21 protein-coding genes are annotated in these 22,681 nt (G+C 54.4%); 9 read left to right on the top strand and 12 right to left on the bottom strand.

Going from position 1 to position 22,681, the window contains the following annotated elements; genetic code table 11:
- Positions 1 to 52: 52 nt before the first annotated feature.
- Positions 53 to 2,383, bottom strand: a complete 2,331-nt coding sequence (locus BUQ90_RS07695) for a TonB-dependent receptor (RefSeq protein ID WP_159437063.1) — start codon at positions 2,381 to 2,383, stop codon at positions 53 to 55.
- A 191-nt stretch (positions 2,384 to 2,574) separates the two neighbouring features.
- Between BUQ90_RS07695 and BUQ90_RS07690 the strand changes: the two genes are divergently transcribed.
- The 3 genes from BUQ90_RS07690 to BUQ90_RS07680 are packed head-to-tail and all read left to right on the top strand — an operon-like array spanning position 2,575 to position 4,680.
- Positions 2,575 to 3,339, top strand: a complete 765-nt coding sequence (locus BUQ90_RS07690; protein WP_074204438.1) for a ThuA domain-containing protein — start codon at positions 2,575 to 2,577, stop codon at positions 3,337 to 3,339.
- Positions 3,336 to 3,923 (top strand): carboxymuconolactone decarboxylase family protein, encoded by a 588-nt coding sequence (locus tag BUQ90_RS07685; protein WP_074204437.1) that lies wholly within the window; start codon positions 3,336 to 3,338, stop codon positions 3,921 to 3,923. Before BUQ90_RS07690 ends, BUQ90_RS07685 begins: the two co-directional genes overlap by 4 nt.
- Before the next feature lies 1 nt (position 3,924).
- On the top strand, positions 3,925 to 4,680 hold the full coding sequence (locus BUQ90_RS07680; protein WP_074204436.1) for an SDR family NAD(P)-dependent oxidoreductase: 756 nt from the start codon (positions 3,925 to 3,927) through the stop codon (positions 4,678 to 4,680).
- Here the strand turns inward: BUQ90_RS07680 and BUQ90_RS07675 are convergent.
- The 7 genes from BUQ90_RS07675 to BUQ90_RS07645 all read right to left on the bottom strand — a co-directional run bounded on the left by BUQ90_RS07675 (position 4,677) and on the right by BUQ90_RS07645 (position 13,189).
- Complete coding sequence (locus BUQ90_RS07675; RefSeq protein ID WP_143182758.1) at positions 4,677 to 5,522, bottom strand: SDR family NAD(P)-dependent oxidoreductase; 846 nt, start codon at positions 5,520 to 5,522, stop codon at positions 4,677 to 4,679. The genes BUQ90_RS07680 and BUQ90_RS07675 overlap by 4 nt on opposite strands.
- Complete coding sequence (locus BUQ90_RS07670; RefSeq protein WP_074204434.1) at positions 5,450 to 6,769, bottom strand: spinster family MFS transporter; 1,320 nt, start codon at positions 6,767 to 6,769, stop codon at positions 5,450 to 5,452. Before BUQ90_RS07670 ends, BUQ90_RS07675 begins: the two co-directional genes overlap by 73 nt.
- Positions 6,769 to 7,461: a TetR/AcrR family transcriptional regulator gene (locus tag BUQ90_RS07665; protein WP_084192556.1), complete on the bottom strand. Its 693-nt coding sequence runs from the start codon at positions 7,459 to 7,461 to the stop codon at positions 6,769 to 6,771. Before BUQ90_RS07665 ends, BUQ90_RS07670 begins: the two co-directional genes overlap by 1 nt.
- Positions 7,458 to 8,654, bottom strand: a complete 1,197-nt coding sequence (locus tag BUQ90_RS07660) for a cytochrome P450 (protein ID WP_159437062.1) — start codon at positions 8,652 to 8,654, stop codon at positions 7,458 to 7,460. The genes BUQ90_RS07665 and BUQ90_RS07660 overlap by 4 nt, the downstream gene beginning before the upstream one ends.
- Before the next feature lie 46 nt (positions 8,655 to 8,700).
- Positions 8,701 to 10,005 carry an aromatic ring-hydroxylating oxygenase subunit alpha gene (locus BUQ90_RS07655; protein ID WP_239447397.1) on the bottom strand — a complete coding sequence of 435 codons (1,305 nt, stop codon included), beginning with the start codon at positions 10,003 to 10,005 and terminating at the stop codon, positions 8,701 to 8,703.
- A gap of 763 nt (positions 10,006 to 10,768) precedes the next feature.
- Positions 10,769 to 11,752, bottom strand: a complete 984-nt coding sequence (locus BUQ90_RS07650) for an alpha/beta hydrolase (RefSeq protein WP_074204971.1) — start codon at positions 11,750 to 11,752, stop codon at positions 10,769 to 10,771.
- A 33-nt stretch (positions 11,753 to 11,785) separates the two neighbouring features.
- On the bottom strand, positions 11,786 to 13,189 hold the full coding sequence (locus BUQ90_RS07645) for an MFS transporter (RefSeq protein WP_074204430.1): 1,404 nt from the start codon (positions 13,187 to 13,189) through the stop codon (positions 11,786 to 11,788).
- 147 nt (positions 13,190 to 13,336) lie between these two features.
- On the opposite strand from BUQ90_RS07645, the gene BUQ90_RS07640 reads away from it, so the two are divergent.
- Entirely contained in the window at positions 13,337 to 13,540 is a 204-nt protein-coding gene (locus BUQ90_RS07640) for a tautomerase family protein (RefSeq protein ID WP_074204429.1), read from the top strand.
- 5 nt (positions 13,541 to 13,545) lie between these two features.
- On the opposite strand, the gene BUQ90_RS07635 is transcribed toward BUQ90_RS07640, so the two are convergent.
- Positions 13,546 to 14,847 (bottom strand): MFS transporter, encoded by a 1,302-nt coding sequence (locus BUQ90_RS07635; protein ID WP_074204428.1) that lies wholly within the window; start codon positions 14,845 to 14,847, stop codon positions 13,546 to 13,548.
- Positions 14,848 to 14,887: 40 nt separating this feature from the next.
- Positions 14,888 to 15,313, bottom strand: coding sequence for a GlcG/HbpS family heme-binding protein (locus tag BUQ90_RS07630; RefSeq protein ID WP_074204427.1), 426 nt, complete (start codon positions 15,311 to 15,313; stop codon positions 14,888 to 14,890).
- Between the two features lie 138 nt (positions 15,314 to 15,451).
- Between BUQ90_RS07630 and BUQ90_RS07625 the strand changes: the two genes are divergently transcribed.
- From BUQ90_RS07625 to BUQ90_RS07605, 5 genes are read left to right on the top strand one after another with little or no spacing between them, the layout of a single operon-like run.
- Positions 15,452 to 16,927, top strand: coding sequence for an aldehyde dehydrogenase family protein (locus BUQ90_RS07625; protein WP_159437060.1), 1,476 nt, complete (start codon positions 15,452 to 15,454; stop codon positions 16,925 to 16,927).
- Positions 16,920 to 17,669: an SDR family NAD(P)-dependent oxidoreductase gene (locus BUQ90_RS07620; RefSeq protein WP_074204426.1), complete on the top strand. Its 750-nt coding sequence runs from the start codon at positions 16,920 to 16,922 to the stop codon at positions 17,667 to 17,669. The genes BUQ90_RS07625 and BUQ90_RS07620 overlap by 8 nt, the downstream gene beginning before the upstream one ends.
- Positions 17,670 to 17,682: 13 nt before the next feature.
- The gene (locus BUQ90_RS07615) at positions 17,683 to 19,023 is read left to right on the top strand and encodes an aconitase X (RefSeq protein WP_074204425.1); all 1,341 of its coding nucleotides are present in this window, start codon (positions 17,683 to 17,685) and stop codon (positions 19,021 to 19,023) included.
- Positions 19,020 to 19,442 (top strand): aconitase X swivel domain-containing protein, encoded by a 423-nt coding sequence (locus BUQ90_RS07610; RefSeq protein ID WP_074204424.1) that lies wholly within the window; start codon positions 19,020 to 19,022, stop codon positions 19,440 to 19,442. The genes BUQ90_RS07615 and BUQ90_RS07610 overlap by 4 nt, the downstream gene beginning before the upstream one ends.
- On the top strand, positions 19,439 to 21,019 hold the full coding sequence (locus tag BUQ90_RS07605; protein ID WP_074204423.1) for a phytoene desaturase family protein: 1,581 nt from the start codon (positions 19,439 to 19,441) through the stop codon (positions 21,017 to 21,019). The genes BUQ90_RS07610 and BUQ90_RS07605 overlap by 4 nt, the downstream gene beginning before the upstream one ends.
- Here the strand turns inward: BUQ90_RS07605 and BUQ90_RS07600 are convergent.
- Both BUQ90_RS07600 and BUQ90_RS07595 read right to left on the bottom strand, forming a co-directional pair.
- Positions 21,016 to 22,086, bottom strand: a complete 1,071-nt coding sequence (locus BUQ90_RS07600) for a WD40/YVTN/BNR-like repeat-containing protein (protein ID WP_074204422.1) — start codon at positions 22,084 to 22,086, stop codon at positions 21,016 to 21,018. The two genes, BUQ90_RS07605 and BUQ90_RS07600, sit on opposite strands and share 4 nt — an antisense overlap.
- Positions 22,083 to 22,625, bottom strand: coding sequence for a hypothetical protein (locus BUQ90_RS07595; protein ID WP_074204421.1), 543 nt, complete (start codon positions 22,623 to 22,625; stop codon positions 22,083 to 22,085). The genes BUQ90_RS07600 and BUQ90_RS07595 overlap by 4 nt, the downstream gene beginning before the upstream one ends.
- Positions 22,626 to 22,681 lie beyond the last annotated feature (56 nt).

Below are 22,681 nucleotides of genomic sequence, written 5' to 3'. Positions count from 1 at the left end.
CTGATGAGCCCGCCCAGTGTTTTCCAAGCCGGGAGAAATCAATATTCAGGGCCTAGAAATCAAATCCGAATTCAACCCCATAACGCCGGGGCGGGGTGACAGTGCCGAAATCCACAACTGAGTTGGTGAAGCTCGAGTTTTGCACTTCGTTGTTCAGATTCTCCCCGAAAACCGTGATCCGGTACCTGTTGTTGTCCGGTCCTCCGAAATTCAGCGACATTGATGCATCGACGATGAAGCTGTCGTCCATCAAGCCACGATGAGAATTGAAAATCTCCACGAACTGTTCGCCGACATATCGTGCCTGTGCATTTACACTCAGCTCACCAAATCCTAGATCTGCGGTGTAGGTCGCTGATGCACTGCCGGTGAAATCCGGGGTGCGCCGAAGTTCCAGAGTGGATAGATCCACCGGGATCAGCGTGCCTGCTGGCTGTGCCGGAGCAGATTGGAACTGCCCCGAGCCCAGAAAGCCGGGATAGTTGGTATACTCCGCATCCAGATAACCGGCCGAAAAGTCAAACCGGAGTTCCGGTATCGGCAAGGCACTTATTTCCACTTCGACCCCCCGAATGCGCGCAGCTGCGACATTCCGAACCGTGGTTGAAGTAAAAGTCGGTGGTGGTCCCGGCTGGATAGCCTCTTCCTGTTTATTGGAATAGTCATTCCAGAAGCCGGCAAAGTTTATCCGCAGGTTCCGGTCCAGAAGATCAAGCTTTCCACCAATTTCATAGCTGTTGATAAACTCCGGGTCGAACGGTGTGGTTACATCCGCAACATTGCCCGCTCGCGCACTGAAGCCTCCCGCATTATACCCGCGTGTAAACGAACCATAGAAAAGCAGATCGGGCGCAGGCTCATAAGTCACCATGATGCGTGGAGTGAATTCGAACCAGTCCTCCGTAGCTCCGCCAGAAGAGCTTGTTGGGCGGCCAGCAGGAACTCCATCTGTCACCTGATAAGCGGCTGTTGGCGGCAACGGCGCGTCCTTGAATTGCGTAAAGACTGTCTTTTTGTCCCAGGTCAGTCGTCCTCCCAGCGTCACTTTCAACTGATCGGTGATTTCCCAGTCCACCTGGGCGAAAAGGGCTGTGGACCTGGACTGGAAATCGTCCTCATCGCCTGCCCCGTTGACGAACAGGATGCCATAAGGCACCGGCACGCCGACATTTGCAAGGTCCAGCTTGATGGCCTGTTGCAAGGAGTAGTCGCTAAAGAAGTGAAAGGCACCGGCGACAAACTGGACGGGCCCGTCAAAGTTGGAAGCGACGCGTATTTCACCACTATATTGATAAAATTGCTGGTTTCTTACGACGTTGAAGACTGTTTGATTCGATCCGTCAAAATCGATGAAAACTGACTCGTTGCTCTTTCTCCACCCAACAATTGTTGTGAGATCAAGTTCGTCGCTCAACACAAAATCCCCGTTGAACGTGACGGCGTCAAGGCTGGCATCCATGAAATGCGCATCTGTCGAGGATGACACCGGATTGGCCGGGTTATCACAAACTTGCTGGATCAGACAGAAGAGATCCGGGCCAAATGCGGCACTAACGGTCGCTCCGGGCACAGGCAAACCTGCTATGACGTCGGGTACGATTGCGATCGGGAGCGGGGTGGGGGCGTTGACGCCTCTTGGTACATAGGGGGTCAGATCACTTTGATCCTCCGCATGATCAACTGTTATGGTGATATCTGCAACGCCCGGCGATTCCAGTCTGAGTGCAGCTCCGACTGACCAGCGATCTCTCGCCCCGCGCGATCCGCCGGCTGTGTTTGCGTATATGCCGTCATCCTTTTGGCGCTGGCCGCGAAACATGATTGACGCAATATTACCAAATTGCGGCAGGTTTACTTCGCCGTTAAGGTCCAGCCGGTCGTTGTTTCCAACAGTTACCTGAGCGCGAAATCCCAGCTCTCCTGTTGGCTTCCGCCGAAAAGCATTGATGGCGCCGCCTGTGGTGTTGCGCCCGAACAGGGTGCCCTGTGGTCCGCGCAAGACCTCCAGCCTTTCCAGATCAAACGTATCAAGAAGATTGAAGGCCGACGTCCCGAGATATACCCCGTCAATGAACGTGCCCACCGCGGGGTCGAAGCTGCGCTCCGGGTCCTGGGAGTTTACGCCTCGAATGGACACCTGCGTCAGACCCGGTCCGATTGACACTTCCGACAAGGTGAAATTCGGTATTTGTCCGGTGAGGTCACGAATATCACGGCTATTGAGGCGTTGAATGGCGTCCTCATCAAAGGCCGAGATCGCGATTGGAACGTCCTGGATTTGCTCTTCGCGTTTTTGCGCGGTAACGACGATGATACCCAGTCCACCAGTCTGCTCCGCCCCCTCGTCGGCCTGTGCCATGAGCTGACCAGGCGTGAAGGCCATTGCGGCCGAAACCAAGAATGCGATTTTTTTCCCACACCGGAATCCGAGTGCCATCTTCATCTCCCAAATTTGTTTCATCTCAGCATTTTTACAGTGCTGTACAATTTTAGATATACAGAATGATACAAGCTTGTATAGTTATATTTTGACAGCTCTGATTGTTCGCTGCTATCGAAAGGGATGGAGGTTTGATGTCGGCAGAAACCAAACAGCGCCTGGAGGCCCATCTGATTGCGGGTGGCATGGCACATGATTTTGACTTCGCTCGCCTCGAGTTGCTCAAAATCCTCGGAGAAGACGAGCGGGTGAGAACCAAAGTGTCCTCGAGCTGGGAAGAATTTGAGGGCGAGTTCAACAGTCTGCTGATCAGTTATACATGCAATATTGTCCCGTCAGACCGCACGGCAGAGCAATTAAAGGAGTTCATTGAAGGGGGCGGCAGATGGATAGCGCTTCATGCAACCAACTCGCTGCTTGAGTGGACAGAGGACGGCGTGGTTTGTGCGCCAGCCAACGGACCGTTCCTCGGGCTTATCGGCAGCGCCTTCCAGGGGCATCCGCCGCTGGGGAAATACACCGTTGCGAATGCCGCACCAGATCACCCGCTGGTTGAGAACATCGGGAACTTTGAAGTGGAAGACGAACTTTATCTTTCGGACTTTTCGGCACCGGCAGAAGTTTTGCTGAGCGCCAGATTTGGCGGGTCTGCCCCAGGGTTTACACGGGAACACTGGGAAGAAACCGATCATCCGGTAATGTACATCCGGAAACTGGGAAAAGGGGAAATCTTGTATCTTACTCTTGGTCATGCGCGGGGACATTATGACGCGCCGCATCGTACTCCCTATTTTCCGGAAATCGAACGCGGCGCGTGGCAGACACCGGAAATGTATGAACTGATCCGGCGGTCAGTCTTGTGGGGGCTAACACCGCAAATGGAACGGAATAGTGCATGAAGTATGACCAGCCCGGCTTGCAGCCGATTCCGAAGGAACAACTACCCGACGACCTGAGCGAAATGCTCGGCGACTGGGTCTTCAATCTGCACAAGACGTTGGCATATTCGCCAGATACCCTGAAGGCATGGATGCCGTTTGCCATCCACATTTTGCAAAGCAACAGGTTACCGGTAAGGGACCGCGAAATTGCCATCCTGCGTGTTGGCTGGAATTGCCGAAGCGCCTATGAATGGGGCATGCATGAACGTGTTGCCCGATCAGTCGGGTTCAGTGACGATGACCTGGAGGCGATTTGCGTCGGCCCCATTTCAGAAAACTGGACGGAAAGAGAATCTGCGATTCTGGCAGCCGCAGATGACATTCACGCGCAGTCGACAATCACGGATAGGGTATGGAAACAGCTGAAGCCGTGTCTCGATCCCGCAGAGTTGATTGATCTGGTCTATCTGATCGGACAGTTCCACATGATATCGGTCACCCTCAACGCCATGCGAACGCCGCTTGAGGAGGGGGTGTCTTCGTTGCCAGAAGACAAGCCTCACTTCACCCATGCCGGGCACGCCATCACGACAAGGAAATAATATGAATTTGAATATGGAAGGCCGTAAAGGCATCGTAACCGGAGCAACGAAAGGTATTGGCAACAGGATTGCGCAAGCGATGCTTGAGTCAGGCATGTCCCTCGCCTTTTGCGCGCGAAATCAGGACGAAATTGATACTGTTGCAAAGGAATGGACGGACAAGGGGCATAAGGTTCAGGGAACATCTGTTGATGTCGGCGATGGCGAAGCTTATCGCAAATGGCTGAAAGATGCGGCAGAATGGCTAGGCGGTTGTAATGCGTTCGTCCCCAACGTTTCTGCAGGTGGCGGAGCTGAAGAAGAGAACTGGCGGAACAATTTTGAGGTAGATCTCATGGGCACCGTCAGAGGCATGGATGTCCTGCGACCCTATTTGGCTGAAAATAACGGTTCTGCAGTCTTCATTGTTTCCACGGCAGCACTCGAACATTATCCCTTTGTGCAAGCGTATAATGTTATGAAGGCCGGTCTCATCGTATATGCCAAGCAGTTGTCGCAGGTTGTGGCGAAAGATGGCATTCGTATCAATTGCGTTTCACCTGGAGCCATTATGTTTCCAGGGGGGAACTGGGAGCGCCACAAGGTGAACTATCCCGACTATTATGAAAATACCGTAGCCTCGATTCCGTTTGGTCGGCTCGGCACACCTGAGGAAATTGCTGACGCCGTGATTTTCCTTCTCAGCGAACGCGCGTCATGGATCACCGGGATCAATGTTACCGTGGATGGCGGGCAAACCAAGCGTGTCTCTCTTTAGCAAAACGCGGTTGCCCCGCCATCAACTGCCAAATCTACGCCAGTGATAAATGTGGCATCGTCGCTGCAAAGAAAAAGAGCTGCTTTGGCAATGTCGTCCGGCAGCGTTATTCTGCCAAGCACCTTGCCGAGCGGGTGGATGTCAATGCGGGCCTGATAATTGGCCTGCCGCTCTTCGCTGCTATTTCCCAGATTGGCCTCCATCATGGGCGTCAACGTCGACCCCGGGTGTATCGCGTTGCAACGAATATTATCTCCGTTCTCAGCAAAATAGAGTGCCAGCGATTTTGTCGCTGACCTCAACGAACCCTTGGCAGCCGAATATGCCGGCAATTGGCCATTTGGCTTGAGCGCAAGGGTCGAGCCCATGTTGAGAACTGATGCGGCTTGCGATTTCCTCAGCATGGGAAGCATGGATTTCACAGACAGGAATATGGAATCGGCGTTGATATTCTGAAATCGCGTCCAGAAAGCATAGTCGATTTCATCAATGTTGCCGAAACCGGAAATACCGGCTGCGTTAACAAGTATGTCCAGCGCAACTTCATCATCTTCAAATCTCTGCGCGACCGCAGTCCAAGAGCTTTGACTGGACACATCAAGGGCAACCGCAATTGCAGAATCAGCAACTTGCGCAGCCAGTTGTTCCGCCGCATCCGCGTCGATATCGGCGACAACAATGTTCGCACCTTCTTTCGAGAACAGCCGACAAACTTCGGCACCAATGCCACCAGCAGCGCCGGTCACCAGTGCGGTTTTACCCTTCAGTTTCATGCGGAATTCCTGAGTTTTGCATAGGGCCGAAATGCTCCGACAAGGAAGAACAATGCCACCGGTGCGCACGCCGCATTGACGATGGCAAGGGAGTAGCGAACCCCGTCAGGCTGGGGAAAGGCAAAATCGCTGAACAGACCGACAACAATCGGCCCGAGCCCCAGTCCGATGACATTGATGATGAGCAAATAGAATGCCGTAACCTGACCGCGAAGCTCGTTTGGTGTGATCAACTGAATAGCTGTTGCCGCCATCGGGTACGGCATCGTGGACATGATCATGGTCGGCGCAAAACATGACAGGGCCAATGTCCCGTTTGGCAAGAGCGGTGCGATGCCACCGAATAGCCCGGTACCCACAAAGCCAAAGGCCGCCACTCTCAAGGGCGCGTCCTTAAAACCTTTGGCCGTCATTTTGTCACAAATCGTACCCGCCAGAATGGCTCCTGCTGGCCCAAGAACGAGGTAGAGCGCCCCGTAGGCAAAACCAATTTCCGGCGCCGTCCAGTCAAAGACCCGAATGAACAATGCAGGAGTCCAAACAGTAGATGCATAGCCCGACATTGTGATCATGCTAAACCCCGCAAGCAGCAAGGCAAAGCCTTTCCCCTGTCTCCAGATGTGGCTAAAAACCTGCTTCACGGGCAGCATTTTTTCACTTTTTCGCCCTCTCCGCTCGGGTTCCTTTAACATCAGGAGCAGCGGTATGATAAAAAGTCCCGGAATCGAGATGACGACAAAAACCCGTCTCCAAGGTTCAAGGTCATCTATCAAGCCCGGAGCATCCCATGCAGCGATTGCGGCAATTGCAGCACCACCAGCCATATAGGCGAGACCGATCCCGACAAATGCCGTCATTGTGAATATGCTCATCGCGCGGCCCAGCCGTTCCGGTGGGAAATAGTCCGAAATCAGGGAATAGGCAGTGGGGGTTACAGAGGCTTCTCCTGCCCCAACCCCCACCCGCGCTAGAAACAGCTGACCAAAAGTCTTTGCAAATCCGGACAGAAGTGAAAAAAGGCTGAATACGGCTACGCCGATGGCAATTATAGGTTTCCGCGACTGGGAGTCCACTCGTCGCCCTATGGGAAGTGCCAAAAGTGTGTAGAACAGTCCGAAAGCCAAGCCTTGCAACAGACTGAACTGGGTGTCATTGATCGCCAGATCCGCCTGTATTGGTTCGACCAGGAGGTTGATGATTATCCGGTCAAGATAGGACAGAATGTTGGCGATTGCCAATATGATCAGGGCCGTCCATGCGAGGACAGGGGCGGGCCAGGGCTTTTCGCCCGCCGGAGGAACCTCCGCTGCCGCCATCAGGTTTTCTTGCTATTTTCCACGGATTTTTCCAGCAACCGAACCCCCGCCGATGTGCTGATTAACGTTTTCAGAAATACCACGAGGGAATCCTTGCGCTCCCTCTCGTTAAAGGTGATACCATCCTGCTGAGCGATGCCTTCAAGCAAGAAGCGCACGATGTCACGTCGCAAGTCAAACCCCAGCCCAACCGTTTCCTTCTGAGGGAAGAGTTTAAGCGCGCATTTTCTGCGTTCCTGATCATATGCAGCCATCGCCGGATTGAACAATTCTGCAAGTTCCTTATCGGTTCGGGAAGCCTGAGCCAGTTCTGCAAAGGCAGCAAATTCGGGTGTCTGCAACTGTTCCCATGCGATATCGATCGCAGCATTGAGGAAATTTTCGTCATGCGGCAACTTCTCCATAGCGTCCTGATACATTGCCAGACGCCTCCTGGTTACATGTCGAATAATGGCATGGAGCAGGTCCTTGCGGGAGCCGAAATGATAAAGCATCGCAGATCTCGTGATACCTGCCCGCTTTGCGACCATTGTCGTCGACAGTTTCTTATGCCCGTTTTCAGCCAGGCTGATCATGCCCGCATTGAGTATTCGCAATCTGGTTTTTCTGCTTCTTCTGATTTCTCCTTCGTTCAGGGCAGCGGGATCTCTTAGCGAACCCCCATAGTCCGAGTCAGTCTTGGCAGCATTCATCGTATAAACTCCACAGGCAACAAGTTAACTCGTCTCTGATGAAAGTGTCTGGCAAATTGCAATTCATCTATCGAGCACTTGAGCCTAACGCCTTCGAACCTCTCGAGCATAGCAAAAATCGCATCATTCAATTCCAGCCGCGACAATGCGGCTCCGACACAGAAATGGATTCCGTTTCCAAACGCCATGTGCGGCTTTGGCTGCCTGGCATCCAGATCTAAGGATCCGCTGTTTACTCCCCAAACTGTCTCGTCACGATTAACCGAACCGAACCGGACGTGAATAAGCGAGCCATCGGGAATTAGAACACCGCCCACTTCCTGATCACCCACGGCCTTGCGAAACTGGCCCTGAATGGGACTTTCCACCCGCAAGATCTCTTCAACAAAGCGGGGAACCAGATCCGGGTTGCTCTTGAGCCGATCGAACATGTCGGGAACCTGCGCGAAATGGGTAACCGCGAAATTCAGTGTGGAAGTCGTGGTCTCATTGCCAGCCACCAGCAATTGGGTAAGGATCGACAATATTTCTGAATTTTCTAGCGTCCTGCCATCGGGCATCTCCGCGTTGGCGAGAGCGGATATCACGTCATCACCTTGTTGGCCGCGCCGCTGGTCGGCAAGCGCAACCATCTCCCGATGACAGGCGAGAGTAAGTGAAGCAATCTCGTTCGCACGGTCATCATCTGTCAGAAATCCGATTTCATCGGCAAATGCATCCGACCAGATTTTTAGATTTTCATCACCCAGATGCCGCATCCCGAGATATTCGCCAATCACCGCGATCGGCAGCGGGACTGAAAACGCGGAGAGAAAATCGAAAGTGCCGGTTTTCTTCTCGATATCGTTCAGCAAATTCTGGATTTGCAACGACACAAAAGGGCGAACCTGCTTGAGCCGCTTTGGCATGAAAAACGACCCAACCAGTTTTCGATATTCATCATGTGATGGCGTGTCATTGTGGCTCAGGGTCAGCGCCATTGGCCATCCTTGCTTGCGGATTTCCTGAGCCTTTTCAGGTAGCCCCCCCTTGCGCATAGATATGCGGTCGACCGCGCTTGAAAAGCGGTCATGATTACGCATGATTTCCTCGGCAATATCATATGTGGTGACAAACCAGATGCCGGTTTCCGGCTCTTCCCAAACCGGGGCCCGCTGGCGCAAATGACGATAGCCTTCATCCGGACTGTTCATAAATCCGTCCTCTCGCGGACGAAATCTCTGTTCGAGGGTCAAAGTGTCAGTCATCTTTAATATACTGGCCAAGGATTTCATGAAAATGCCGGATACGTGCTTCCTGGTAACTGGCGGTAACCGGGCCGGCCGTAGTCATCGCACGCAATCCGTGCTGCAATGATTCGAGATTCCCGGAATCTTCGTCAAACACATCACAATACCCCCCGAGTTGCGGGGCTTCATGATGACTCGCATCCGGGCCGATGATCTGTGGCTCCAATCGACCAGAAGGTTCGGCCGCCGGATCCAGAAACATGATGTCCATTACGGACATTTCCGGATCCTTCTTGTAAGGGCGAAACCGGTAGACCAAATATGATCCCCAGCCCGCCCAGCACACGAGATTGGGAAAAATATGGTAGTGAATGGTGTCTATCAATTCCGAGTCGGTTGCCTGTTCGGCAACTTCTACGCCAGACTCTACCAGACCCTGCCGCCGCAATTGACCGATGGCGGCGCGCGGTTCAAACTCCCCGTCCGGCACTTCTATTTCATCAGCTGCGACACCTCTTACTGCTGCCCGAAAAACCTCGACATCAGAAATCGGCCTGATATTCGGACTGTGCAATCCCCGGGGAGAAATCATGCGGGTATGCTTGGAATTTTCCCAAACATCATATTGCGTGTTCGCATCACCAAGATATGGCGCCGCACCACGATGGGTTTCAGTGACATGGAAACTTTCAATAAATGCTTCGAGGGCGACCTTCCAGTTACATCGGTTGATTTTTTGAACATGGACAGTTTTCGTGCGCGCCCCGAGAGACCAGCCTCTCGTTCTGTAAGCCTCTGGAACGTTCTCCAAAAAGTCCTCCAGGGGCTCGGCATCTGCATTCAGGTTGACAAATACAAAGCCCTCCCAAAGCTCAACACGTGCTTCGGGGAGACCGAACGCATCCTTGTCAATATGCCCGAAATCCCATTCATTCGGGATAAACTTGCAACGGCCGTCAATATGCCATGCAAATCCGTGGAAAGGGCACTTGAAGTCCCGCGCTTTGCCGTCTTCATCCCGCAACAGCCGGCCGCGATGCAAGCAGACATTGTGCAGCGCCTTGACGCTGTCCTCACTGACCCGCACAATCAAAAGCGACGTATCGCCTATCTGGTAGACAAGGTAATCACCCTTTTCCGGAATATCTTCCACCCGACACGCCATCTGCCAGGCCTTGCCCCAAACGCCGTCAAACTCCTTGCTCGCAAACTCTGCTGAGTAATATCTTTCCTTGGGAATCGGCTTGAGGGTGACCTCCGCCTCACCTTTGTTGAGCAAAACGTCCGGCACCGCGCGGTTGTCGGCGGCAAGCATTTCCGCCACAGTCGGCCTAGGCGCCTCAGTTGATCGAACAGGCATTTTCGCGCCTCCATACCTCAGTCAATGCTGTAATAACATTTTTATACAGAGTTGTACAATTATCGCAACTGGTTTTGTGCCAGCTGCCGTTATTCTGATAAGCCATTACCTGTTTGTTGTTTAGGCCAACAAACCTGATCGCTGTTACAATTGATTCAAACAAACATATGCTATGATGAGCTAGTGAAACGCCAGACCCGATCCCATCTGCGACATTGCCAGCCAGAGTGAATTTCTCCTCCGCAAGCCGGACGACAAACTGTAAAGTATGGCCGGCCTTCCGTTATCGAAGAAAACTTGTAGTCTACGTCCGCTCCGGTATTCATACTTTCTGACCTGTTAACCGATGAGCCTGTTGTACCTTTTTGGCCCCTGGAAATGCAGAACTTCGAAGGAGTACGACTTCACTTCCGTTGTATGTTTTTTGTTGAAAGATCAAGTCTGGCGACCATGACCACAACACAGCCTTGAGTCGCTATCGATGCCACCAAAAACAGGCGCTAGCCCCTTCAGATATGCCTTATCTCACCAATAGTTTTCAATTTCAGTACGATCCGATCATGAGATTTCTGATTCCTATTTAGGGTAAGCCGAGATCCGGACCGTAAGTGGAGCGTTCGCTTTTGCGCCCAAAGCTGACACTGGCGACTTGTCTTCCTCTATTTCCTTCCGATGCATCATCCCATGAACTTGACATAATGAGCCTTGTCGATCTCCATCATGTTGAATCGATATTGGCTAAAAGCAGGTGCCGGAAGCTATCGACATATTCTGATTCGAAACGAACAGTCAGCGCAGCATCTGTCACTTGTGAAAATCCATGCACCGCGCCGGGAACGACGTGTAATTCAGTGGGTACGCCTTCAGTCATCAGTCGATTGGCATAACTGATGCTCTCGTCGCGAAAGAGATCAAGTTGACCAACCCAGATCCAGGCAGGCGGCAGATTATTCAATCTTTCGGCGGCAGCTGGTACGGCGGGGGAAACAGGCTTTTGTGGGCCGAGATATGACTGCCAGCCAAACTGATTTTTCTGTGGCGTCCACACATATTCGCCAACCAGCGGGTTTGTCGGTTGCTCGGGCATTCCAGTTTGATGATCCAGCATCGGGTACACTAAATGCTGGGATGCAATGGAATCCGTTCCCTCGTCGCGAACTGCCTGACACAAGCCAGCTGCAAGCCCTCCACCGGCACTATCGCCACCGACCGCAATGGCGGCCGGGTCTATGCCGACGGCCGCGGCATTTTCAAACAGCCAGTCCAGAGCCCCCAGACAATCCTGCATGGCTGCAGGATAGGGATTTTCCGGGGCCAGCCTGTAATCGACCGACAAAACTGTGATTCCCAGTTCGCCACACAACCGCAAGTTCCGCCTGTCATGGGCCCGGGCACAGCCGGCGACAAGTCCACCCCCGTGAATATGGAGAAAAGCCGGGGATGGGCGGTTGCCCTGCTTGTTTAGGTACATCAGAGCAGTTATCTCCGCCAGCCCGTCCCGGCTGGTCAGGCGAATCTCCTTGCGTTCCAAATGTGCAGGAACAACGCGCACGAAATTTTGATCCGCCTTTTCCTGAAATCGTTTCCGCACTTCTGGCAGCTTTTCCATAGTAAGAATTTCATCAGGAAACGCATCGACAAATGACCGCAGTTCCGGGTCAACCAAATGTTGGGACAATTTGCGTGGCGATGAATCAGACATACCGGTGACCATGAGAAACAGGGAAATGAAGCTTCATGTCGATTGAGTTGACGAATCTCTGAGATCGCGTTCGATCTGTGAATGCAGGCTGTTGCTAACCGGGAAAAAGAAAATGATCAGGGCGGACAACAGAATTCCGGAAATGGGAATGATTGTCATCCAGAAGCCGATCGCAGCCAGCGCCTCTGGTGTCTGATTGATCACATCCTTCCCGCTCTGGTAGCCAGCTGCCTCCAAGCCGAAGCCCAGCGCCCAGGCACCAATCCCGAGCGAGACTTTGTTTGCGAAGGAAACCAATCCGAATAACGGCGCTTCCACTCGGACGCCGGATTGCCATTCCCCGAAATCGGCCGCGTCAGCGAGCGCAGCGTAGAATGTCATCAAGACGGCATGAATCCCGCAACCGGCCAGAAAGAACAGTGCGGTTCGTGTCCACAAACTCATGTCACCGATCGCGAAGATTACACCAAGGCACAGACTGGCGAGCAAACATCCGGAAATCCAGGTTGTTGATTTGCCCTTCATCCGGCTGACCTGGACCCACAGTAACGGAGAAATAATTCCGGCCAGACCGATGGCTGTCAGCGAGTATTTTGCCAGAGTTCTGTCACCAAGATTCCACTGGCTGTAATAGACGATTGCCTTGTTGATAATCGTGTAGCAACCGGTGAAGGCGATCACGGCGAAAAACACGATCCAGAATGCACGATTGGATGCCAGCGACTTGATGTCTCCGAGCGTCGTTTTTTGGGCAGCCGCGTTTTCATCTTCCAGGCGTTCCAGAGGCGGTTCGCGCGTGAAGGCAAAACAGCTCCACAGCGCAAGTACCGCGACACAAGCGATGATCAGCGCCACCATCCAAAACCCCTGCGCATCATCGATTTTTCCATTTCCCTGGTCGCCGAAAAATTCGATGGCATCAAATATCAGGAACGATACAGTGAGTGCAGCCGCAGCGGTAAATACATTTTTGACGCCGGCAATGGATGCGCGCTCCTTGCCGTTGGTTGACAGCCGCGCAATCATCGCCGTGTAGGGCATGTAGACGGCGGTATAGAAGGTGCGGAATATCAGGTGCACCACTAGTGCCCAGAGGAACAGATCAGCCGTATTGCCAATAGCCGGCTTCCAGAACATCGCCGCGAAACTGGCCGCAAAAGGTACCGCCGCAAACAGTAACCAGGGGCGATAACGGCCCCAGCGCGTCTTCAGCCGATCGTTGATCCAACCCATGACCGGATCGGTAATTGCGTCCCAGATCGCGGCAATGAAAAAAATCGCTCCGGCATCCTGCGCTGACAACCCAAGTACTTCCGTGTAGAAGTTCATCAGGGTGATCGCGGTCATCATCCAGGCCAGGAATATGCCGTAAACACCGACCCCGTATCCGGCCTTGCGCGAATTGGATAGGGGCTGAGACGCGTCTACTGGCTGCATGCTGTTATCCGTGACGAAAAAGTTTTGGAGCCCAAAAGCTAACGAGCCGATGCCCAAATCGCAAATTGTATTTACAACTTTACGCGTTTCGCCACTTTGGCTAGCCTTGTCCGCGAATATTCCGGATCAATTGGAGGAAAACTTCCCATGGCCATTGTCAAAGTCACCATGCTCAAGGGGCGCGATCAGGAAACCAAGCAGCGTATGGTCGCGGGAATCACCGAAGTGATGAACCGTGAAATTGATCCCGATCCGAGCCACGTACGGGTGGTGATAGAAGAAATTGAACCAGGCAATTACGCGGTCGGTGGCAAGTGCCTGGACCCCGGAACAAAATTACCGAAGAAATAGACCGTTCAGCTCACCAGTGCGTCCTTTGGCATCAACCAAACCGCTGCAATCGCGAAAATCAGTGATAGTGCAAATATTGCAATAGTGAGCGGTAGCGGCAGTTGAGCGGCAACCAGCAGGCCGCCCACATAAGGCCCCGCAATGCCGCCAAAACGTCCAGCCCCGATCGCCCAGCCTATCCCGGTTGTGCGGATCTCGGTCGGGTAGAGCCCAGCGGCCATGGCATAAAGGCCAACAAAGCCGCCATTGACGAAGATTCCCACAACAAAACTCAGCAACAGGGTAACCGCAAAACCGGCGCTGATGGTACCAAATGCCAGCAGGCTGACGCAGCCGATCGCCAAGAACAGTCCGATCAGACGGGTCAGTCCCTTTTTGTCTGCAAGATAGCCGAGCATCAGCACACCCAGGATCCCGCCGCCGTTGAATGCAATGCCCGCGTTGATTCCCTGATCTTGGGTAAAGCCATTTTCAACAAGGATTTTCGGTATCCAGCTGATCAGGAAATAGAGCGTGAAAAAGCAGAAGAAATATGCAGCCCAGAGCAGCAATGTTTTGCGCCGGTTATCTGCCGTCAAAAGTGAATGCACCTGCGCCGAGGGAATGTCTTTGTCTTCTCCTTCAGCAAGTTCATGCAATGCCGGGAGCTCCATCCTCGCCCGCACCCTGTTTGTGATTTGCAGCGCACTGGCCGGACGTCTTTTGGCCAGATATTCGAGCGATTCCGGCAGAGCGAAATATACGACCGGAATGGCAAGGACCGTGATCAACAAACCGAACAGGAAAACCGATTCCCAGCCATGAACGGGGATCAGCCAGGCCGCGAGAAAACCGCCGCCGGTTGCGCCAATGGGATAGCCGCATTGCAAGATACAGACTGCGAGGTTCCGGTGCCGGGCGGGCATATATTCCGCCACCAGTGCGGTCAGGCTCGCCAGCATGGACCCGATACTGAGACCCACCACGAAGCGGGCGGCCACAAGCTGCCAGAGTGTTTGGGACCAGGCGGTCGCGGCCAGTGAAATCGCGTTGATGACCAGGGCGATGAGGATCATCTTGCGGCGACCGATAACATCTGTGACCGGCGCTAGAAACATCGCGCCGACCGTCATTCCCGCCAGACCGGCGCTAAAAACAATACCGAGATTTGTCGCGGACAGGGACCAGGCGTCACTGATCGCAGGGGCGGCATAGCTGATCGCGACAATGTCGAAGCCGTCGAGAATATTCAGCGCAAAGCAGATCAGCAGCACCAGCAACTGCAACCAGGATACTGGCTGGTCTTCTATGCTCTGGCGGATATCCATACCGTCTCCATCAGGCGACTACTCTCTGCGATATTGCCCGTCAGCCGGTCGCCGCATTGAAGCCGACAGCTTCTATCCCCGCAACAGCGGCCGCTTCATCCTTGTCGGAAATATCCCCTGTTACCCCCACTGAACCGAGCAGGTTGCCATCAGCATCCTTGATCAGCACGCCACCCGGCACCGGGATCAATGCCCCGTCGGCAGCCGTGTTGACAGCTTCGACAAAAAAGGGCTGCTGCTGGGCCCGTTCGAAAATGGCACGCGATCCGATCCCCAGACCTATTGCACCATAGGCCTTGCCAAACGCTATCTGGAACCGAAACAGGGATGAGCCATCCTGAGACTGAACGGCTTTCGCGCAACCTCTTGAGTCCAGAACAACAGCGGTCAGGGGATCGAGGTTGTTCCGCAAACCATAGCCAAGAGCAAAAGAGATGATCTGATTAGCGGTATCAAGCTTGAGCAATTGCGTCTCTCCTCAACTTGTCTTTACAACTTTGACAGTGCTTTCTATATCGTCAGGGATCGTTGAAGTCTATCAATTGTCTCAATGCCGCCGAACAACTATGGTTCTGGCAGCCAAACTCTAGCCGATGAGGTCAAATTGACGCGCACAGCCCAATCCCTGCCCCACATCATCGAGGTTGGAACAATGCTGTCAGGCCGTGTGCGAATCTGTGACGGTGACCGCTTGTCAGTGACCAACCCTGCCAATGAAAGCCATGTCACAACGATTGTGGAAAGCTCGCCGGAACAGGTGGCGCAGGTTGTAGAGACAGCCCGGCAGGCATTTGTTGATGGCATCTGGTCACAGTCTGCACCCGAAACACGTCAGGATGTGCTGCGCAAAACTGCTGGCCTGATCAGGGAAAGTGCCAGCAATCTGGCAAGCCTCGACAGTCAGACAACAGGATTGCTTTTCCACCGATCAACCCTGCGCCATACGGCTGCGGCGGCCGACTGGTTTGACTATTTTGCAGATTTGCTGGCCGAGCAAAACCATACTGTCTTCCAGACGGCGGAGGATATCGTAACGACAGTGTCGCGCGAACCCGCCGGCGTTGCTGCGCTGTTCACGCCCTGGAATATCCCTCTTATGGCGGCGTCTTTGAAGCTTGCCGCCGCTTTGGCCATGGGCAACAGCTGCGTGATCAAGCCATCGGAGCAGAGCCCGCTTGGCACCTGGGAACTGGCGAAGCTGCTGCACAAGGCCGGATTGCCGGAAGGTGTGCTGCATGTCGTCAACGGTCGGGGCGAAATCACCGGCTCAGCGCTGGCCGCTCATCCGGACGTGGACCTGATATCGTTCACTGGCGGCGAGCATGCCGGACGGGCCATTGCGACAGCGGCCGCACAGAGATTTGCCAAAGTAACCATGGAACTGGGTGGAAAATCGGCCAATATTATTTGCGACGATGCGGATTATGACTGTGCCTTGCAGGCTGCAATTGGCGCAGTCTATGGCAATAACGGCCAGGCCTGTCTCGCCGGTTCCCGTATATTGGTGCAAAAGAAAATCGCGGATCGCTTCATCGCCGATTTCGTGGATCTGGCCAAGGCGATCAGGCTTGGCGATCCCTTTGATGAACGTGCGGAAATGGGGCCGCAATCTTCAAAGTCGCAGATGGACCGGGTGCTGTCCTTTGTGGAGATCGCGCGTGAAGATGGCGGACAGATTCTGACCGGTGAGCAACAATCAACGGATTTTGACAAAGGCTATTATGTCGATCCGGTCGTCGCCCTGCCCAAATCGAATGCGGACCGGATCTGCCAGGAAGAAATTTTCGGACCCTTTGCCTCCATATTGACATTTGATGACGATGCCGAAGCGGTGGCTATCGCCAATGACAGCCGGTTTGGCCTCGCAGGCTATGTCTGGAGTGGTGATCAGAAACGTGCCCGGGGGATCGCCAGCCAGCTGCGAACCGGATATGTCATGGTCAACAGTCCGATGGTCCGCGAGCACGGCGCGCCATTTGGTGGTTTTGGCCATTCCGGCCTGGATCGCGAAGGCGGACGCTGGAGTGTGGATTTCTACAGTGAAGCCAAAACGACGGTTGTGAGGAGTGACCATGCTTGAGGGGAAAACCGTCATCATTACCGGGGCGGCACAGGGCATTGGTGCAGAGCTGGCTTCCGGCATGGCTGTTGCCGGCGCCGCTGTCGCGATACTGGATGTTCTGGACGGGCAAAGCGTGGCAGCCGACATTTTACAGGCTGGCGGCAGAGCGCTGGCGCTGGAAACCGATATTACCGACGACGCTTCTCTTTGCGACAGCGTGGATCGGATCACGAAAGAACTGGGGCCGATTGACATCCTGGTGAACAACGCTGCGCTGTTCGGCACCTTGCCACCTTCGCCCATGGAAGAAATCAGCAACGATCTTTGGGATCAGGTGATGCGGGTCAACGTGCGCGGGGTCTGGCAATGTGCCAAGGCAGTGGTTCCCTCGATGGAAAGTCAGGGCGGCGGTTCGATCATCAACATTGCCACCAACCGGATTTTCAAAGGCTTTGCGAACATGCTGCACTATGATGCTTCAAAGGGGGCAGTGCTGGCGATGACCCGGGCGATGGCTGCCGAGCTGGGCGACCGCAATATCCGGGTCAACGCCATCGCGCCCGGTCTGACCATGAGCGACAATGTACTGGCCAAGGACGGTATCGCAGAACGCAACAAGGTGATTGTACAGGGACGCGCGCTGGGACGTAGTCAGGAACCGCGAGACCTGCTCGGTGCTGTGCTTTTTTTCGCGGGGCCCAATAGCGATTTTATTTCCGGCCAGTCCCTGATTGTCGATGGCGGCGGGATCATGATGTGATGATGGTGACGATATGCAACTGACAGATATGGAAAAAGCGATACTGGATGGCAGCGAGGGCGATGCGCGCGCGCATGCGATGGATTTGCTGGTCCGCTATGGCAAGGCACTGGGTGCCGAGCGGCTGGTGGACACGAACAATGTCTGCGGCGGATTTGTCGGTGCCCTTCCCGGCCGCCGGGACCTGTTGCCGCCAGTGCCAGCAGGTGAAGAACGCGACATGGACGCGGTGTACTCGCTGCTCAATCTGGACAGCGACCGGCGGCTGGAAATCCCGCCCGTCAAGGCCATGACCTATCGCCTGATCGATGCGATGGATCCGGACAAGGCTGAAATCCAGCGGGTTTCTGCCGAATCACAACAGGTCAGTCGCGATGTCGGAAAATTCTGCGGCAAGGTCGGGATCAACCAGTGCAATACCTGCACACCCTATCAAATCGGCAATGTTCCGGTAATGGGCGAACATTGCGCCTGGATGGAAAGCTCGGCCGTCATCTATATCAACTCGGTCATCGGAGCGCGAACCAATGTCGAAGGGGCGCATAGCGCTTCCGCAGCAGCTTTGGTCGGCAAAATTCCCTATTGGGGGTATCACACGCTCGAGGGTCGCCGCGGCACCCATTTGATCGAAATCGACTATCCGGTGGAATCAATGCTGGAATGGGGGTTGCTCGGATACTGGATCGGCGAAAAGGTCAAGAATGAGGTTCCGGTCCTGACCGGCATCCACTCACCGCCCAACCCCAACAAGCTGAAACATTTTGGTGCGGCGGCGGCAAGCAGCGGCGGCGTGGAAATGTATCACATCGTTGGCGTGACCCCGGAAGCCCGCTCGATCGAAGATGCGTTCCGGGACAATCCGGTGAAAGACAAGCTGCGGTTCGGCAAGGCAGAGCTGGAGGAAGCCTATAGCTGGTTCAGCACCGCAACCGACCGCGATGTGGATTTTGTGGTCATTGGCTGCCCGCACGCATCGCTTGAGCAGGTGCGGCTGGTAGCGCAATTGCTCGACGGCAAAAAACTGTCACCCAGCAGCAATTTGTGGATCTTCACACCCAAGGCGTTGAAAGCCATGGCAGACCGGGTGGGTTATACCAAGGCGATCGAGGCAGCCGGAGCGCATTTGATGAGCGACAGCTGTTCTGCGCTCAGCAAGGTCTATCCCGAAGGCGTCAAGGTGGCCGCCACGGACAGCTGCAAACAGGCCCATTACCTGCCTGCGATCCTGAAGTTCCAGACATGGCTCGGCAGCACCGAGCAATGCGTCAACGCCGCTCTGACCGGTAAATGGAGTGGCGGACTGGAAAGCCACAAGGATGCCGGCAAGCTGGTTGCACCGGGAGCGTTGCAGTGAGCGAAAGGAAGACAATTCTGACAGGCCGCTCTGTGGTCGACGGCGTGGCCGAGGCGGAAGCGCTTGTCACCAGCCAGGCGATTTCCGGATTTGGCGGGATTGATTCTGATACCGGCGAAGTGGTCGAGGTGCGTCACGAACTGCGCGGCCAGAGCTTCAAGGACAAGATACTGGTTTTCCCCGGCGCCAAAGGCTCATCGGGATGGGCGAGTCATTTCCAGTCGACCCGGCTCAAAGGTGCCGCACCGGCGGCGATGATCTTCAAGGTGATGACTACAAAAATGGCGCTGGGTGCTGTTGTAACCCGCGTTCCCGCCGTCACCGATCTGGATCAGGACCCGCTGAAGGTAATCAAGTCGGGCGACTGGGTGAAAGTGGATGGCACCAATGGCATTGTAGAGGTGACCCACAAGTCATGAGCCGGAAATATGACGCAATCATAGTTGGCGGTGGCCATAACGGTCTGACCTGCGGCGCTTATCTGGCGCGGGCCGGCAAAAAGGTGCTGGTGCTGGAGCAGAAGGACATTATTGGCGGCGCGGCGGTCACAGAAGAATTTTCTCCGGGATTCAAGGCTTCGACCTACAGCTTCATCATGGGACATCTGCATCCCAAGGTAATCAAGGAACTGGAACTCAGGAAATTCGGGCTGGAATATATTTCCATCGACAGCGTCGCCAATCCCACTGAAGATGACTGCATCGTAACCACGACCAAGGACCCCGAGGCAACCCGCAGGCAGATTGCACGATTCAGCCAGAAGGATGCGGAAAATTACCCCAAATTTTTCGAGGCGCTGTCATCCACCGTCTCACTGATGCGCAAGTTGCAGATGGAAACGCCGGTCAATCCGTTTGACCGCTCGCTGTCCGGCATGATGAAGACTGCGCGCTTCGCCTGGCGCTACCGGAAGAACGAGAAAGAGATCAACAATCTGGTCACTTCTCTTTCGCTCAGCGCTCATGACTATGTGTCGCGCTGGTTTGAAAGCGATATCGTGAAAGCCAAATTCATGTTCTGGGCGACCATTGGCGGCAATGTCGGTCCCTATTCACCGGGAACGGCTTTTTACATTGTTTCCCATCTGGTTGGGCAAAACGGCATGTGCTTCGCCAAAGGCGGCATGGGCGGGATCAGTGATGCCATTGCCGCCTCTGGTCAGGCTCATGGCATGGAGATACGGACCGGGGCCTTTGTCGAGGAAATCCTGGTCAGTGGCGGCCGTACGACCGGCGTGCGTTTGAAGGGTGGGGAAGAGATCAAGGCGAAGCTGGTGGTGTCCAATGTCAGCGCGAAACTCACCTTTGGCCAAATGGTGAAGCGCAATCATCTGCCGGAGGAATTTGCCGAGCGGATCGACGGCTTCCGGACCCGCGGCATGGGTTTCAAACTGCTTTGTGCCGTTGACAAAAAACCGGACTACAAGGGCTTCAGCCAGGAAAAATGCGGTATCGAATATCCTGGCTATGCGCATATCTGCCCGACACCGGAATTTCTGGAACGCGCCTTTGATGAAGCGAAATATGGCTGGTATTCCTCCGATCCGTTCCTGTCGCCTAGTGTGCCAAGCTACTATGATCCAACGCTTGCGCCGGAAGGAAAACATATTGTCACCTTCCAGGGCGGGGTGACGCCCTATGAGCTGAAAAACTCGACCTGGGAGAATGAGCGCGAACCGCTGGTCCGCAATGCCTTCCGTGTAATGGATCGTTTTGCGCCCGGCTTTTCGGACAGCGTGATCGACTATAAACTCTACCTGCCGAGGGATATCGAGGAAGATATCTGGATGCCCGGCGGCAATACCCAGCATGGGGAACTGTCACTTGATCAGCTGTTCTTCAACCGCCCTGCCCCCGGTTATGCGGATTATCGCTCGCCCATCCAGGCGCTTTATCAATGCGGCGCTTCCACCCATCCCGGCGGAGCAGTATCCGGCGTAAACGGTCACAATGCCGCACGCGAGATATTAAAGGACTGGCGGCGGGTGGCGCGTTAAAAGGCGTCCTCGCCTTTTTCAAGAAACTCGTCAGCCGTGACCCACGCTTTTTTCTGTTCACCAAGCATGTCATTTGGGACCGGTGCCCAGACTATTTCCCTTGCTTCTCCCAGAAATTTTGCCGGCTTGTCCCAAGTCTCTCCACCATCAGTCGACCGATAGACTTCTCCGAATATCGAAATCGCAAAAAGCAGCATCGGATCCGCGGCATTGCCCGATATGTGCCAGATCGTCGTATTCTGATTACCCGGCAAATCCACCGCTTCCCAGGTTTCGCCATTGTCGCGGGTACGCAACAACATGCTGTCGTCACCGGAAGGCCGGTCCCCGATCGACAGGAACATTACGCCCGTTTGGTCCGGCCTTCGCGTAAGGCAGCGGAAATAATGATAGGGCAAATCGGGAATATCGATTTTATGAAAATTGCCGCCATCATCCCGGCTGCGAAAAAGCCCGACTTCCGTGGCAACAAGTATCCAGCGCTCATGCTCGAAATCGGCAAATTCGACATTGTGCAGGTCCTGATCCGGCAGATCGAGACCGATGCGTTCCCAGTTGTCACCGCCATCCCTTGACCGCCACAGGCCGTCAATTTCTATCGTCACCCAGATCTGCTCGGGATGCACAGGATCATATTTGACCGAAGTCACGCGGTTGGTGTTGATAAATGGTGCTTCGATATGGTTGGCAAAAGTCAGCCTTTCCCAGGATCTTCCATTATCGCGGGACCGATAGAGTTCAGCAGGCCGCGTTCCGGCAATGATAAAGTCGGGATTGAAGGGCGACTGCGCGATTTTGAGAATATGCAGCCCGTCCATCGGTGAAGGCACATGGTTCCAGCGCTTTTCTGTTTCCATCCAGCGATAGACACCGTCATCGGTGCCCGCCAGCACCTCGCCGGGACGGTCCGGATGCACCGACAGGCACCAGGTCCGGCTTTCATTGTAGACCCCGCCCGTATGGGTATTGGCCCGTTGCCAGCTTTCACCCAGGTCGCGACTGAACCAGCCGGAATGCCCAACGCTGGCGGCATAGAGCATGTTTGTTGTCTGATCGTTGCCATTCATGATAAAATTTCCTGTCCGCTGCTGGCAATTGCCAGACGATGTTCTGCGGTGGGACCAGCGGTTACGGTCAATTGCACCATACCCGCTTCTGATACCCGGGTTGCCTCACCCGCTGGAAGGATCAGGGCGTGATATCGCGCAGTACCTTTGATGACCGCGGAATCAACTTCCTTGTCGCTTCCGGACTCGTCCGGGAACTGCGAGAGGCATCTGATCGAGTCGCCAACGGGTTTTATTGCCTGGCGGGAGATCGAAATTCTCGCGTTCCGCCACGCAGCGGCGCGGTCTGCGTCAAACACGGCACCATCGAGCAGGCCGAAGGCCGGCGCGACATATGTTTGCTCGTCTCCGCTGAATGCAAAGAGCAGCGGTGCCACAAAGCTGCGGTCATGCATGACCAGATCCACATGGCAATTTGCCAGATCAACCGGCAAATTGACGTCCGCGCGTCCGCGAACGGTGATCTGGCGGATCAGGAAATCCGTCGTGACGATTTTGTCACCATGTTCAATATGTGGTCGATAAAGCAAATGCGGCATGCTGATATATTAATCGGTTATCTTGTATTTACAACTATGGAAATTTGTCTTGTTTG

Origin of the sequence: Parasphingorhabdus marina DSM 22363, assembly GCF_900128895.1 — a bacterium.
Classification (GTDB): Bacteria; Pseudomonadota; Alphaproteobacteria; order Sphingomonadales; family Sphingomonadaceae; genus Parasphingorhabdus; species Parasphingorhabdus marina.
This window is presented reverse-complemented; position numbering and strand designations above follow the sequence as displayed.

Excerpts from the sequence above, each read along its gene's own strand:
- BUQ90_RS07650 (WP_074204971.1), bottom strand. The coding sequence starts at position 11,752 with ATGTCTGATTCATCGCCACGCAAATTGTCCCAACATTTGGTTGACCCG.
- BUQ90_RS07665 (WP_084192556.1), bottom strand. The coding sequence starts at position 7,461 with ATGAATGCTGCCAAGACTGACTCGGACTATGGGGGTTCGCTAAGAGAT.
- BUQ90_RS07600 (WP_074204422.1), bottom strand. The coding sequence starts at position 22,086 with ATGAATGGCAACGATCAGACAACAAACATGCTCTATGCCGCCAGCGTT.
- BUQ90_RS07655 (WP_239447397.1), bottom strand. The coding sequence starts at position 10,005 with ATGCTTGCCGCCGACAACCGCGCGGTGCCGGACGTTTTGCTCAACAAA.
- BUQ90_RS07595 (WP_074204421.1), bottom strand. The coding sequence starts at position 22,625 with ATGCCGCATTTGCTTTATCGACCACATATTGAACATGGTGACAAAATC.
- BUQ90_RS07660 (WP_159437062.1), bottom strand. The coding sequence starts at position 8,654 with ATGAACAGTCCGGATGAAGGCTATCGTCATTTGCGCCAGCGGGCCCCG.
- BUQ90_RS07690 (WP_074204438.1), top strand. The coding sequence starts at position 2,575 with ATGTCGGCAGAAACCAAACAGCGCCTGGAGGCCCATCTGATTGCGGGT.
- BUQ90_RS07620 (WP_074204426.1), top strand. The coding sequence starts at position 16,920 with ATGCTTGAGGGGAAAACCGTCATCATTACCGGGGCGGCACAGGGCATT.
- BUQ90_RS07695 (WP_159437063.1), bottom strand. The coding sequence starts at position 2,383 with ATGGCCTTCACGCCTGGTCAGCTCATGGCACAGGCCGACGAGGGGGCG.
- BUQ90_RS07680 (WP_074204436.1), top strand. The coding sequence starts at position 3,925 with ATGAATTTGAATATGGAAGGCCGTAAAGGCATCGTAACCGGAGCAACG.
- BUQ90_RS07640 (WP_074204429.1), top strand. The coding sequence starts at position 13,337 with ATGGCCATTGTCAAAGTCACCATGCTCAAGGGGCGCGATCAGGAAACC.
- BUQ90_RS07635 (WP_074204428.1), bottom strand. The coding sequence starts at position 14,847 with ATGGATATCCGCCAGAGCATAGAAGACCAGCCAGTATCCTGGTTGCAG.
- BUQ90_RS07670 (WP_074204434.1), bottom strand. The coding sequence starts at position 6,769 with ATGGCGGCAGCGGAGGTTCCTCCGGCGGGCGAAAAGCCCTGGCCCGCC.
- BUQ90_RS07605 (WP_074204423.1), top strand. The coding sequence starts at position 19,439 with ATGAGCCGGAAATATGACGCAATCATAGTTGGCGGTGGCCATAACGGT.
- BUQ90_RS07615 (WP_074204425.1), top strand. The coding sequence starts at position 17,683 with ATGCAACTGACAGATATGGAAAAAGCGATACTGGATGGCAGCGAGGGC.
- BUQ90_RS07645 (WP_074204430.1), bottom strand. The coding sequence starts at position 13,189 with ATGCAGCCAGTAGACGCGTCTCAGCCCCTATCCAATTCGCGCAAGGCC.
- BUQ90_RS07685 (WP_074204437.1), top strand. The coding sequence starts at position 3,336 with ATGAAGTATGACCAGCCCGGCTTGCAGCCGATTCCGAAGGAACAACTA.